Source organism: Paenibacillus sp. B2(2019) (assembly GCF_008370385.1).
Lineage (GTDB): Bacteria > Bacillota > Bacilli > Paenibacillales > Paenibacillaceae > Paenibacillus_AQ.
Genome location: NZ_VTZR01000028.1, coordinates 149180 through 163072 on the forward strand (window position 1 = coordinate 149180; position 13893 = coordinate 163072).

11 protein-coding genes are annotated in these 13893 nt (G+C 44.1%); all 11 read right to left on the reverse strand.

From position 1 onward, the window contains the following. Positions 1-14: 14 nt before the first annotated feature. Positions 15-596, reverse strand: a complete 582-nt coding sequence (gene grpE / locus PAENI_RS28925) for a nucleotide exchange factor GrpE (protein WP_149647632.1) — start codon at positions 594-596, stop codon at positions 15-17. A gap of 62 nt (positions 597-658) precedes the next feature. Beyond that, positions 659-1690 carry a heat-inducible transcriptional repressor HrcA gene (gene hrcA, locus PAENI_RS28930; protein ID WP_042191003.1) on the reverse strand — a complete coding sequence of 344 codons (1032 nt, stop codon included), beginning with the start codon at positions 1688-1690 and terminating at the stop codon, positions 659-661. Positions 1691-1794: 104 nt separating this feature from the next. Then, complete coding sequence (locus PAENI_RS28935; protein WP_042194380.1) at positions 1795-2286, reverse strand: N-acetyltransferase; 492 nt, start codon at positions 2284-2286, stop codon at positions 1795-1797. A gap of 93 nt (positions 2287-2379) precedes the next feature. Then, entirely contained in the window at positions 2380-3552 is a 1173-nt protein-coding gene (gene hemW, locus PAENI_RS28940) for a radical SAM family heme chaperone HemW (RefSeq protein ID WP_076299681.1), read from the reverse strand. Between the two features lie 212 nt (positions 3553-3764). Further along, positions 3765-6014 carry an FAD-dependent oxidoreductase gene (locus PAENI_RS28945; RefSeq protein ID WP_149647633.1) on the reverse strand — a complete coding sequence of 750 codons (2250 nt, stop codon included), beginning with the start codon at positions 6012-6014 and terminating at the stop codon, positions 3765-3767. Between the two features lie 19 nt (positions 6015-6033). Further along, positions 6034-6861 carry a carbohydrate ABC transporter permease gene (locus PAENI_RS28950; protein WP_076284811.1) on the reverse strand — a complete coding sequence of 276 codons (828 nt, stop codon included), beginning with the start codon at positions 6859-6861 and terminating at the stop codon, positions 6034-6036. A 63-nt stretch (positions 6862-6924) separates the two neighbouring features. Further along, on the reverse strand, positions 6925-7809 hold the full coding sequence (locus tag PAENI_RS28955; RefSeq protein WP_231573337.1) for a carbohydrate ABC transporter permease: 885 nt from the start codon (positions 7807-7809) through the stop codon (positions 6925-6927). 91 nt (positions 7810-7900) lie between these two features. Beyond that, complete coding sequence (locus tag PAENI_RS28960; RefSeq protein ID WP_149647634.1) at positions 7901-9205, reverse strand: ABC transporter substrate-binding protein; 1305 nt, start codon at positions 9203-9205, stop codon at positions 7901-7903. 95 nt (positions 9206-9300) lie between these two features. Further along, the gene (locus PAENI_RS28965; protein WP_149647635.1) at positions 9301-10068 is read right to left on the reverse strand and encodes a response regulator transcription factor; all 768 of its coding nucleotides are present in this window, start codon (positions 10066-10068) and stop codon (positions 9301-9303) included. Further along, positions 10053-11858, reverse strand: a complete 1806-nt coding sequence (locus PAENI_RS28970) for a cache domain-containing sensor histidine kinase (RefSeq protein ID WP_262495771.1) — start codon at positions 11856-11858, stop codon at positions 10053-10055. Before PAENI_RS28970 ends, PAENI_RS28965 begins: the two co-directional genes overlap by 16 nt. Before the next feature lie 108 nt (positions 11859-11966). Continuing rightward, the gene (gene lepA / locus PAENI_RS28975; RefSeq protein WP_036677511.1) at positions 11967-13781 is read right to left on the reverse strand and encodes a translation elongation factor 4; all 1815 of its coding nucleotides are present in this window, start codon (positions 13779-13781) and stop codon (positions 11967-11969) included. Positions 13782-13893: the final 112 nt, after the last annotated feature.

Sequence of the window (13893 nt, forward strand, 5' to 3'; positions counted from 1 at the left end):
CCTATATATACAGATTACATGCTGACTTTGACCATAGCAGGACGAAGGACTTTATCTTTCAGGAGGTATCCCTTTTGGACCTCTTCCGTTACGATACCCTCTTCGTACTCCTCGCTCTCCACCTGCATAATAGCCTGATGGTATTCAGGATTAAAAGGCTGTCCTACTGTTTCCATAGCCGTAAGTCCCTCGGACTTCAATACCCCATCTAGCTGACGGAAAATCATATTAACACCCTTCACGAAAGCTTCGGATTCTGGGCTGCTAGGAGTAGTCACTAAAGCACGCTCAAAATTGTCCAGTACTGAAAGCAATTCAGTCACGAGCTTGGAGGTGGCATATTGAGCCAACTCTTCTTTCTCCTTCTGAGTACGACGACGGAAGTTATCGAAATCAGCCTGCGCACGCAGCGCACGTCCTTGATATTCATCAGCGAGATCCTGCAGACGTTTTACCTCCGAACCTGTGTCTGAAGCACCTTCACTAATTTCTTCTGCCGTAAATGAGTCGGTTTCCGAAGCTACATCAGCCTCAGGTTCCTCATTTATCAAATCATCTTTGAATTCATTAGCATCTTGAACTTGTTCCTTTTTCAAGTTGTCTTCACCTCCTTAAAATCATTCATTAAAATCATTCACGTAATCAATGTTGACTCTGTTCACTTATACCAGTGTGCCAGCATCGCTGTCAAATCTCGGGATAAAATGCCCAAGATCCCCATCACTCTTGCATATTCCATTCGTGTCGGACCAAGGATACCAATGCTCCCCAGTGCCTGCCCATCAAGAGAATAAGTGGCGGTGATCAGACTGCAGTTAGCGAACGCTTCATGATTGTTCTCCGTCCCTATTCGGACCTGGATACCTGTGCCGCCTGTTGTAGGGGCCAGCATTTTAAGCAATGTAGGCGTCTCTTCCAGCAGATCAAGAATGCTTTTCACCTTGTCAACATCCTTGAACTCAGGCTGTGTAAGCATATTCGTCGCTCCACTAAGATAGATACGCTGCTCTTGATCACTTTCCAGCGCAATGTCTAGCACTTGCATTAATTCTTCATAATGTGAGATGTGACGCTGCATTTCCTCGCCAAGCTCGGAATACAGCCGAGTCTTCAGCTTATAGAGTGGTACATTGACCAGCTTACTATTCAGTAGGTTAACCACTTTCTCCATCTCGGAAACGGATATCTCCGGTGGAATGTTCACCGTACGGTTCTCAACTTGACCCGTACTTGTAACAATAATCGCTACAGCGGTTTTATCATCTAGTGGTAACAACTGAAAATGACGCAATGATGTATGAAAAACCTCCGGTCCCAGAAGGATGGAAGTGTAATTCGTCATATTGGAAAGAATCATCGCCGCATGTTGGATTACCTGCTCCATCGCATTCAGCTTCTCGGCAAAAAAAGCGCGGATCGTGCCCATCTCTGCCGTTTCGGCGGAATTCCACGGTACCAAATGATCCACATAATATCGGTATCCTTTATGGGAAGGTATTCTCCCCGCCGATGTATGAGGCTGCTCGAGATAACCCAAATCCTCTAGGTCAGCCATTTCATTTCGAATTGTTGCAGGGCTGTACCCTACATCACCCCGTTTAGAAATGCTGCGAGATCCTACTGGTTCTGCCGATGAAATATAATCATCTACAATTGCATTTAGTATCATTCTCTGGCGATCAGTTAACATGTTATCCCCTCCTATCGGCTGTTGGCTCCGATTCGTTAGCACTCGACTCAGATGAGTGCTAACCACTAATACAAAAATACCAAACTGACATTGACATTGTCAAGTCAGTTCAGCATCTTAAGTACTGCTATTTCATCGCAGGCATGCTGCTTTTTACAATTCACGCAATCTGTCCATACCTTTTCGGGAAAAATCTCTTTCTCAACGACTTCGAATCCGTTTCTAAGAAAGAAATCTACGGCGTAGGTTAGTGCCATAACCTTAGGGATTTTCTGGTTTCTGGCTTCCTCAACCAACTTCTCTAAAATCATTGAGCCGACACCTTTGCCCTTACCTTCGTCATTCAGACCGATCGAGCGAATCTCTACAAGATCATTCCCGAGTCTGAAGAGTGACCCACAGCCAACGAATCTGCCGCCAATTTCTGCAACAACGAATTGATCGATCTGGCGTGTCAGCGCCTGCCTGGAACGGGGCAACATGATCCCGCGCTGTGCGTATTCTTCTATCATCAGATACAACGGTTCAACATCTTCTATCACAGCATTTCTGCAAATCACCTGTGCGTCTCCTGCTGGAGACGAATGGCGGATCATTTCCGTCTTGGCAAGCACTTTAATTCACCCCTCTGTTGATAATATGAATAAATATACAACAGAGTGAATTACAATTCAAGGGGTGTTTTAAAATTAAACTTCTGTCAGTGCGCCTACAAATTCCGCGAAAACATCGTTCCCGAAAAGGATCCCTTGCTTGCTGAGTCGGTAAGTCCCCTCTTCGTGCTCAAGTAGACCCGCATGCAGCATCTTATGCAAGGATTTCGCAAATACATCCTCTATCGAACGCCCAAATTGCGCTTGAAAAGCCTCATTAGAGACGCCTTCATGCATACGTAAGCCAACCATCATAAAGTCCTCCATCGCTTCTGCTTCAGTGATTGGATATGCGTCTAATCGAGGCAGGCCTTTACGTGTTGCTTCAACATAAGGATTTACACCCTTAACATTAATATGACGCTGGCGACCCACATATCCATGTGCACCTGCTCCAAGACCATAATAATCTTCATTACGCCAGTAAGTGATATTGTGACGACTCTCCATACCTGGTTTTGCGAAGTTACTGATTTCGTATTGGTTATAGCCCGCTTCCTTCATAGATGACATCAACAAGAGGTACATTTGCAGTTCATCTTCTTCATTAGGAAGAGGAAGTTTGTTCTTATTAAATAGGGTGTGAAAAAGAGTGTTCTCCTCCACCTTCAAGCTGTAAATAGAATAGTGGGGTAAATCAAGCTCCAAGGCCTTACGAATACTTTCGCCCAGCATCTCTACAGTTTGGTTCGGCAAACCAAACATAAGGTCAACCGACAGGTTGTTAAGACCAACAGCACGAGCATTCTCCAAGCTGCGGTATACATCGTCAACATTATGAATCCGGCCAATACCCGTAAGGAGTTCGTTCTGAAACGCCTGAACACCAAAGCTCACCCGATTCACGCCGCCTTCTTTCATAACCGTCAACTTATCTATATCCGTAGTTCCCGGATTTGCTTCCATAGAGAACTCGATATCTTTATCCCAGTTTGGGAAATGTGTCCGAACTGATTTTAGAAAATAAGCCATCTCATCCGGCTTCAGTACTGTTGGGGTACCACCGCCGACAAAGATCGTTTTGATAACTCCCGGTGGAGTGTTCTTGACGGTCAGCTCCATTTCTCGATCCAAGGCTTGGAGATAATCCATAACCGGCTGATCCTTGAGAACGTAGGAATTAAAATCACAATAAAAGCACTTATTGGTACAAAAAGGAATATGAATGTATACGGCCTCAGGGGGACGGCCATTAGTATTCGTGGTCATTAGCTGTCTCCTTTATATAAAAATATCGTTTGACTAGTGTAATCTAAAAAACAAGAAAAGGGAAGCCTGACGGCTTCCCTCCAAGAGCGATCATCTATAAATGATCTCTATTTAAAAATACAAAAAAGTATAAGTTTTACGTTATCCTATATATTTTGTATTTCTCGCAGAAACGGATACTGTCCCTATAAGGACGGCTAAGCCGTTTCTTCTTAATATATCCGCATTTCCACGAGTTCTGCACGTTCTCCTCCGTTAGTTTCATGAATAACGATCCGAACAGCATCCGTAAGGACAGGCTTCTCTAAACGATGTACGTTCTTCCGGCGATGATTGTCTTTGACGCGGAACATGACTTGCCACACGCCATCAATGAGTAACTCTACATCGTAAGCCTTTACTAGTTCAGGAATCACTAGAAATGGCGTTTCATGGTGATGTAAGTTGATAAGATCCTCATTAACATCATCGTTAAAGGTAAAATGAATTTCAGAGACTGAAGCAGCATCCGGGAGACGCGCCTCTACCCACTCCGTTCTACCAGCAGTCATCGGCTCAGAAACCCAGCTATGTGGCCCTGCAAAAGGTCGAACATACCCGTCAGTGACTTTGGATGCAGCATATGCGGATGTTTCTACCGCAAAGCAGAAATGCCTGCGTACAAGCTGTTTCATGCTCCACTCCATCACCGGCTGATCTGGCTGATGATCCTCCAGCGCTGAATCGACTACAGGTTTAACGCCTCGCTCAAATGTAATAACACCTGTGATTGGGGTTTCTGAAATATGCAATTGAATATGCTCATTAGCTCGAATAATAGCGAAGATATTACATTCGCCGATTGAACTCCACTGCTCCTCTTGTACCGGAACATCAATCCATTGCTGCTCTCCAGCTTGTACTATTACAACATCAACCTGTCTACACTCTGCTGGAACGTAATTTTCCGCACGCCCAGTCGTCCATAGCTCAACGGTCAGCTCTGACTGAGTACTTGCTGACACAAGCAGCTTCAACCCAAGGATATTTCCTTCAACCGGAAACAAAATTCCTACGTCATGAGAAAGCTCATAAGCTTCGGCTGGACGATCCAGCAGTATACCATTCATCGTGCTGGATGCATGAATCTCGCTTTTTCTGGCGAGGTCCAGTGGATCTTCGTTGCGCAATCCAATAATCGAAGCATCTTGCTTTAACATCACCTGTTGCAATTCATGCATATACTGCTTGCGAATTTCACGAGGGGTTACACCTTTGATGACGGATAATGCTGCACCTGCTCCAGCCGCTTCACCCATGATCGCACAGGTTGCCATGACGCGTGTTGTTCCAAAAGCCACATGAGATGCGCTGATATTCCGACCCGCGAAGAGTAGATTTCGCACATTCTTCGAATAGAGCGAACTAAATGGAATATGATAAATCCCATCCGCATGCAGATGTTTCGAGCCGCTCTCTTCTGCGTACATCCCTTGCGGTGGATGCAGATCAATCGACCATCCTCCGAATCCAATCCGGTCTGCAAATTCACGCTGCGCAAGAATATCATTTTGCGTTAAGATCGTATCGCCAACAAACCGTCTGTATTCACGTTTACCCGGAATTGAGCCAACCCACTCCAGCGTCATATTTTCGGCATCAAAATGACCTGAGTTTTTAATGTAATCCCAAATCCCATAAATAACAGAGGATAGCTCATCACGTATACGTTCATTCTCATCCACCGTATCAAGCTCACCACCCCACTCAATCCACCAGTAGTGACAACCTGAATCTCCACTCCGAATGACCCGACGGATCGGAATCGACGTTGTTGTAATATCCTTCGCGAACGATGGAGCAACATAACGTACCGGTTTTCCTGTATCCTGTGTATAAAACAATAATGTACTGCCTAATGTAATGTTATCAGGCACTTCAGGTGCCCATTCCTCATTAAATTCATGGCGGGCTTCACGTCCTAATCGGAAATCAGCTCCTGCCAGGAAGCCAACCAAACCATCGCCCGTGCAATCGATGAACGCCTCACTCTTGAACGTAATCAACCGCTCAGATCCCATCATCCAACCAATCACACTGCGAATCGTCCGATCCTCTGCCTCACCTTCCGCTTCCACTTCGCGTACATCGGTATTTAGGAACAGGCTGATATTCGACTCTGCCTTCACGGCTTCGAGTAAGGTTAGATCCCATAAGTATGGATTTCCCTCCGGGTTCCGGTATTGATTCTCGATGAATAACTCACCCATAATGCCTGTCTCACGTGCATATCGATTTACACCATGTCCTGTTGCACCACATACCCATACCCGAACCTCTGAACTCGAGTTACCACCAAGTACAGGACGATTCTGCACTAGTGCTACCTTCAACCCTAGGCGCGCTGCAGCGATCGCCGCGTTCATTCCTGCAAGTCCACCACCGACCACTGTTACATCGGATTTAACCGTTTCTGTTCTCATGTTAGTACCCCTCCTATAGTTAGCCTTTCACAGCCGAACTTGAAATCCCTTGAATAATGTATTTCTGACCCACAAAGAAGATAATAATCATTGGAATAATCGCAGCCGATGAAGCAGCCATCATCCCGTTGTAGTCCACATTGTTCTCAAGAATAAAATTCTGCAATCCAAGCGGAATGGTATATAGTTTAGGGCTTTGCAAGAATACAAGCGCATTCTCATAATCATTCCATTGCCAGGAGAAATCGAGAATAGCAAACGTTGCTATTGCTGGCTTCGCTAATGGCAGAATTAAGCGGAAAAATATCTTATAATGCCCCGCCCCATCTAAAAAAGCAGATTCCGTAATTTCCTTGGGGATGCTCATAAAGAACTGCCGAAGCATAAATACACCGAAGATTGAGAACATGGCGGGTAGGATCAGCGCCCAATGCGTATTGTAAATCCCAACCCAGTTAAACATGATAAACTTTGGAACAAAAAGTACCTGAGGTGGAACCATCATCATAGATAGATATATGACAAATAGTCCATCTCGACCTTTGAACGAAGTACGTGAAAATCCGTAAGCGGCAAGGGCAGATAGAAACACCGCCCCCACAGTTCCAATAATCGAAATCTTAAGTGAATTTAAATAATACGGAACAAAATCATGACTTCCTGTCCACACCCGAATATGATTGCTCCAGTTGAGAGATGAAGGCAGCCATTTATTAAACACCTCGGCAGGTGTCTGAAAGGATGTACTGAGCATCCATAGGAAAGGCACAATCATAAATAGTCCTAGAACAAACATGATGATCGTTACTGGCAGTTTCACCTTCATGTTTCCTGCTTTTTCATTCATACCGCCTGCTCCTTTAAATTATGGTTTCGGGGCCCCCCGCAAAGCTTCACTTTGTGGGATCATTTAGTAATGAACCCAGCGCTTTTGGCCGATCCACTGAATGACTGTAATGACGAGAATGACGGCGAACAAGAACCATGAAATGGCTGAAGCGTATCCCATATCGTAATAACTGAATGCTGTTTTATAAACGAATAGTGATAAGACCGTCGTACTTCCGCTAGGACCTCCAGCCGTAATGGCTTGAATAATCGAGAACGATTTCATCGTCATAATTAATCCGGTAATCATTAATAAGAAAGTTGTGGGACTAACAAGAGGCCATACAATTTTCCATGTTGTTTTGAATGTGCTTGCACCATCGATCCGAGCAGCCTCCAGCTGTTCTGTCGAAATTTCCTGTAATGCAGCTAAATATATGATCATATTGTAGCCAAGCATCAGCCAGATTTGTACGATATCAATGGCATACATTGCGGTTTCCGTATCCGCAAACCATCCTGGCGGCGATGTTATGCCAATCCAGCGAAGCATTTCATTGATGGGTCCCTGTGAAGGCTGAAATAGCAGCATCCAAACAAATGCAACGGCTACTCCACTGGAGATATACGGTAGGAAGAACATTCCACGTAATACGCCTTTAAGATACACACTGCGGTTTAGAAATAGCGCTACAATAAATGCGAGCACCATCGATACTGGAACCGATATCAGGAATATCACCGTATATTTGATCGAGGCATAGAAATTATCGTCATGGAACAATCGTTTGAGATTATCCAGCCCAGTAAATTGCCAATTCGGATTTGAAAATTGATAATTCGTAAACATGAGGACAAAGGAATAGATTGCAGGAATAATAAAGAATAAGAGAATACCAATCATATTCGGAAGAATAAAGGTCATGCCGATCCAGCCTTGTCTGTCCATCCAGCTTCTCCGCTTCACGGTATCGCCGCCTTTCGTATGCTGAAAAATGGGTACACGAAAGAGAAGAACGAAGAAATCTTCCTCCTTCTCTTTTGTGCTAACTATTTCATTATTTCAATAACTCTTGCGAACGGGTTTGCATATTCTTCATCGTGGTTTCAATATCTTGCTTATTTAAGAAGTATTTTTCATACTCTTCTTTACGTGCATCAATGGCTTGTTGAGTTACATTTAGCTGGAAGGACGGGAATTTGCCGAATACAATTTTATTCATTGAATCTGTATCATATTTGTCTTCTACACCCTTCATGAGAAGGCTCATTGCTTCCTTACTATCTACACTCTTAGAGGCTGGAATACGACCACCGCTTGCCATTGGCAGCATACCGCCATCCGCATACCATTTTGCGAACTCCCAAGCTGCATCCAGGTTCTTGGATTTCGCATTAAGAGCAAGCATGTCACCCACACCGCCCGAATATTTATAATCCTTTTGATCTTTATTCACTTTTGGAATAGCGGCGAACGCGGTTTTGAAATCATGCGGATAGTCTTTCAAGTTGTTCGCATTTCGGAAAATAAACTCACCTGCTGCCAGCATTGCCGCTTTGCCTTGCAGGAACATGGTGTCAACCGGCATTTTACTGGTCAGTTGCTCGCCATATTCCGGTGTGGATTTGTCCACGAACATCATGTTATGCAATATTTCCAGGTGTTCTTTCCATAGATCATTCCCAAAGTTTGAAGTACCATCCGCCTGTTTCACACCCATTCCAGCAAGCGTACCGTCCATCGTTGTTGGGAAGGAGGAATCTGCCTGCAATAATCCGTACACACCAGGCTTCGTTAGCTTCTTCGCATACTCCTCAAGATCTGACCAGGTCCAGTCCACCGCAGGAATCGGTAATCCTGCTGCATCCAGCATATCTTTGTTCAACCATACAAACGCCATGTTTTTCTTTGTAGGAATCCCATAGTACTTATCATTGATTTTCCACATCGCTGCGTCCTCGCCGATCTGGCTGTCGATATCATAATCTGTCTTCGTGCTTAGATCCAAGGCAACACCTGCATCCATACGTTTTTGTAAATGAGCAAGATCGTAGTTCATGAAAAGGTCTATGTTTTGATTGGTCATCAAGGCAGTATCCAGCTTTAAGTTTCCAGCATCGTCATTTACATTACGGATATACTCGACTTGAATGTCTGGATTATCTTTATTCCAGTTATCAATTACAGCTTGAGGCCCGGCTTCTGCAGGAACTGCCCCCCACATCGTAAGCTTTATTTTCTCCTTTGCTTTTTGTCCATTTGCACTGCCCTGCGCATCATTACTTCCACTAGTACCACAACCAGCCAGCATCGTACCTGCTAATAAGACAGAAAGCACTGCAGGATACCACTTTTTCTTCATCGATATCTTCCCCCTTGGAAGGATTATGTGTTGTGCTCTACGTCTATAACTTTATCATCAGAGCGGATTCTGGGGGATGAACTACATTTGGGAAACTATAGAACGTTTTTTGGTTCTTTGCGAAATTCATTTGGCGTGACGCCACACCACTTTTTGAAAATTTTAATAAAATAATTATCGTTCTCAAAGCCCACCTGCTGCCCAATCTCACTAATCGTTAGCTTCGTCTCTGCAAGCAGCATTTTTCCAGCCTGAATACGCCGCTCTTGAATATAATTCGTCAACGTTTTCCCTGTCTTTTTCTTGAATAAGTCACTTATATAGCTGGCATCCATTCGTATCAACTCTGACATGGATTTGAGCGAGATGTCCTCAGAATAATGTTCTTCAATATAAGCTATAATTTTGTTCATCTCTACATGGTCTGTCGGTCCCGTTTGTTGCTTCTCAGGAAACCATTTATCGGCCTTCTTCATCTTCACCATTCGCTCCAACTCGGCATGAACCTTATCCATGGTCTGCTTCAAACCTTGGAGATCTAAAGATAGCTTCAGAATGTAGTCCGAAGCCCCAAATACGAGCGCTTGCCGGGCGTATTCAAATTCACTCAACGCGGTCAACATTACAAATCGGCAGTCGAAGCCTTCCTCTCGCGCAACTTGAAGGAGCTTCACCCCATCCATCACTGGCATATTGATATCCGTCACTACCACATCTGGATGAAGCTCACGAATCATTTGCAAGCCTACTTCTCCATTCTCCGCCTCACCTATAATTTCAAACGGGATTCCAGCCTTTAAGAATAACTTCCGTATACTTTTAACCGCGGGTTGTTCATCATCCACAATTAACGTTCTCCACATGTGAGCTTACCTCCATCGTAAGGTTTTGAAATAAGAAGTGGAAAATGGATAATCACTTCAGTTCCTGTGTCTGATGATACAATGTCCATGCCTGTCCGTTGATTCTTGAACAACAGCTCTAAGCTCTCCCTAATATTCTGAACACCGATTCCTTGTCGTTTCCGTGCAGCCTTATTCAGCTGTGCTCTATCTATCCCCATGCCGTTATCTTTAACCTGCAGATATAGTTGCTGTCCAGTCACCTTAGCGGAAATATCAATTCTCCCTTGTTTCACAGACTGACCGAAGCCGTGAATCAAGCTATTTTCAATTAAGGGCTGAAGACAGAATTTAGGGATTAATGCGTATTGTAGTTCCTCGTTGATATCATATTGAATCTCAATCCCATGTCCGAAGCGTTGCCGCTGAATCTCCATGTAAGATTCAATTAGTACAATCTCATCCTTTAACAGAATCAAATCCACTTCCGTATTTAAGGTTGTTTCCAATATTTTGCCTAGTGCAACACAAATTCCATAAATTTCATCATCATCTTTATCTAAGGCGATGCTCTTTATCGTATTCAATGTATTTAGTAGGAAATGTGGATTCATCTGCGAAAGTAACACCTGAAATCGAACGAATTGCTTCTGTTTTTCTTCAAGCTGAAGACGCTGCAACAGCTCATTTAAATCATGGATCATTATATTGAAACTCTGAGTCAGTGCAAGAATCTCTCCCCGCCCTTGCTCGGGTAATTTCATTTTGAGATTCGTTTTAGCGGTCATCTCCATCTTCTTCTGCAGCTTCTTTAGCGGCACTGTAATCGTCGATGATATAAAATAAGTTAATAGAACAAATAGCAGTAGTATGACTCCAAATACAGCAAAAAATCGTTGCTTCTGCTTATACACCTCAAGAAATAACTGTGCTAGCTGTACCTTTTTAACGACATAACCATTCAACTCTTCGATGTAGCTGTATGTGTATAAGCTTTTCTCCTTCGGATCGATGATGGATGTAGCACGCTCTGTCTGCCGCTGGTGGTCACTCTTCACAATACTCTGCGCAATATCTGGAGAAAAGGTCTCATCCTTATCCGGATTAAGCATCATTCTTCCTGAGGCATCGAGCAGAAAAAAAGCCCCTTCCTGCTTACTCCCTAACGTTGATCTAGTAAACCACTCCTCATAATCGATACTTAGTCTTGCATAGGCATAAATGTTAAAACCATTATCACGCATAACCTCATAGAGGCTAAGCATTTTCTTACTTGTTGTACTTTCCCGGACCACATTGTTCTTGTCATTCGGATTCCATATATATCGATTCGCTCCTTCTCGCTTCAATACTTGAACCCAATCTTCCGATTGGATTTCGTCGTAGCTCAAGGTTTCCCTCGGCATAAAGGAAGTGTATGCGTTTCCATGAAGGTCGATTAAAGTATAATACACCGTCGCTCCACTCATGAAGAATGTATTTTCAATCGCTCCAAACTTGTTTTCAACGAGCTTTTTTCTCGTGATTTCATCCGATTGCTCGGGATTCTTCATTATCGATAAAATCGTTGTATCTTGTTCAAGTAATGACCCTGTTTTCATAACGAGACTCATGAGATCAACAAAACCATTCTTAATCCCAATAAGCTGCTCTATGTTCTTCGTTTCCGCATTATCCTGCAGCATTTGTTCTGTCTCTTTGAAGTTATACAGAACGAGCATGGCAATGGGTGTTAGTACCAACAGTAAGAAAGCTAACAAAATCCGATTCTTAAAGGTACTTGGCGTAAGTTTCAAATATAATCGTTTCAAAAGAGGACTCCCCTTACAGTGTATGTGCTTACAATCCTTCCACTCTATTGTAATCTTCTCCTGCGCAAAAAAATAGAGCCGGGATATTCTCCCGGCTCTACCTAGTTTCTACTCGTCGATCTTCAGTACTGCCATGAATGCTTCTTGTGGTACCTCTACGCTACCTACTTGCTTCATGCGTTTCTTACCTTCTTTTTGTTTCTCTAGCAGCTTCCGCTTACGCGAAATATCACCGCCGTAACATTTTGCAAGTACGTTTTTGCGCATCGCCTTAACGGTTTCACGCGCAACCACCTTCGTACCCACAGAGGCTTGAATCGGCACTTCGAACATTTGACGAGGGATAATCCCACGTAGTTTCTCACAAATGATACGACCGCGGTTGTATGCACGGTCACGGTGAACGATAAAGGACAAAGCATCAACCTGCTCATTGTTAAGCAAGATATCCATCTTGACCAGATTCGAACGACGGTACCCACAAATTTCATAGTCGTAGGATGCGTAACCTTTTGTACCTGATTTCAACTGATCAAAGAAATCATAAACGATCTCTGACAGCGGAATCTCGTACGTAATCGTTACACGATTAGTATCTAGATATTCCATATTTACGAACTCGCCGCGTTTGTTCTGGCACAGCTCCATTACAGTACCCACGAAGTCGTTAGGCACAATGATCGCTGCTTTAACATATGGCTCTTCAATGTAGTCAATCGTTCCGATTTCCGGATAATGTGACGGGTTGTCGATTTGAATCATTTCGCCATTGGTCAGCATAATTCGATAAATAACACTCGGTGCTGTTGTAATTAGCGGCAAATTGAACTCGCGCTCAATCCGCTCTTGAATGATCTCCATATGCAAGAGTCCAAGGAATCCGCAACGGAAACCAAATCCAAGCGCGCTCGAGCTTTCCGGCTCAAAGCTTAGCGAAGCATCATTAAGCTGGAGCTTCTCGAGTGCCTCACGAAGATCGTTATAATCGGAGGTCTCAATCGGATACAACCCGCAATATACCATCGGGTTGATCTTACGGTAACCTGGAAGCGGCTCAGCAGTAGGATTCTTTGCGTCAGTGACAGTATCACCGACACGGGTATCTCCAACATGCTTGATCCCAGCTACGATAAATCCAACATCCCCGATGTTCAATTCATCGACAATGGTCATACGCGGCATAAATGCGCCAACTTCAATGACCTCGAAGGTCTTCTCAGTTGCCATCATCTTAATCTTCGATCCCGCACGGATCTTACCGTCCATTACGCGCACATAGACGATAACGCCTTTGTAAGGATCGTAATGAGAGTCAAAAATCAACGCTTTAAGCGGCTCTTCTGAATTACCGGATGGCGCAGGAACCTGCTTCACCACCTGCTCCAGAATTTCCTTGATCCCGATACCGGCTTTGGCAGATGCCATAACCGCTTCACTGGTATCCAGCCCGATAACATCCTCAATCTCCTGCTTTACCCGGTCAGGGTCAGCGTTTGGCAAATCAATTTTGTTGAGCACAGGTAGGATTTCAAGGTTATTATCCAGTGCTAAATACACATTGGCCAGTGTCTGCGCTTCAATTCCTTGAGCCGCATCCACAACCAGCAGTGCGCCTTCACATGCTGCAAGACTGCGGGAAACTTCATAGGTGAAATCGACGTGTCCCGGTGTATCAATCAAATTGAGATAATACTCTACACCATCGTCTGCACGATAGGTTAAACGCACGGCTTGCAGCTTTATTGTGATACCACGTTCGCGCTCCAGATCCATCTGATCGAGTACCTGTTCCTGCATTTCACGCGTGGTTAGTGCCCCCGTGTATTCCAAAATGCGGTCAGCTAGTGTCGATTTACCATGGTCTATATGTGCAATAATCGAGAAATTGCGAATTTGTTGTTGTCTTTTCTGAACGTCAGTCATTCCTTACCCCCACAGACAGCCTGATATTAATCCACTTATTATAACAGTACAAGCTTACTCCATCAATCCCGCCCTTACGTAAAACAGAAGAAACAGCTATTCACGTACCCGT

What these genes read in the sequence shown, in the direction of transcription:
- PAENI_RS28950 (WP_076284811.1), bottom strand. Translation starts at nt 6,861, where the DNA reads ATGAATGAAAAAGCAGGAAACATGAAGGTGAAACTGCCAGTAACGATC.
- PAENI_RS28960 (WP_149647634.1), bottom strand. Translation starts at nt 9,205, where the DNA reads ATGAAGAAAAAGTGGTATCCTGCAGTGCTTTCTGTCTTATTAGCAGGT.
- hrcA (WP_042191003.1), bottom strand. Translation starts at nt 1,690, where the DNA reads ATGTTAACTGATCGCCAGAGAATGATACTAAATGCAATTGTAGATGAT.
- PAENI_RS28945 (WP_149647633.1), bottom strand. Translation starts at nt 6,014, where the DNA reads ATGAGAACAGAAACGGTTAAATCCGATGTAACAGTGGTCGGTGGTGGA.
- PAENI_RS28935 (WP_042194380.1), bottom strand. Translation starts at nt 2,286, where the DNA reads ATGATCCGCCATTCGTCTCCAGCAGGAGACGCACAGGTGATTTGCAGA.
- lepA (WP_036677511.1), bottom strand. Translation starts at nt 13,781, where the DNA reads ATGACTGACGTTCAGAAAAGACAACAACAAATTCGCAATTTCTCGATT.
- hemW (WP_076299681.1), bottom strand. Translation starts at nt 3,552, where the DNA reads ATGACCACGAATACTAATGGCCGTCCCCCTGAGGCCGTATACATTCAT.
- PAENI_RS28965 (WP_149647635.1), bottom strand. Translation starts at nt 10,068, where the DNA reads ATGTGGAGAACGTTAATTGTGGATGATGAACAACCCGCGGTTAAAAGT.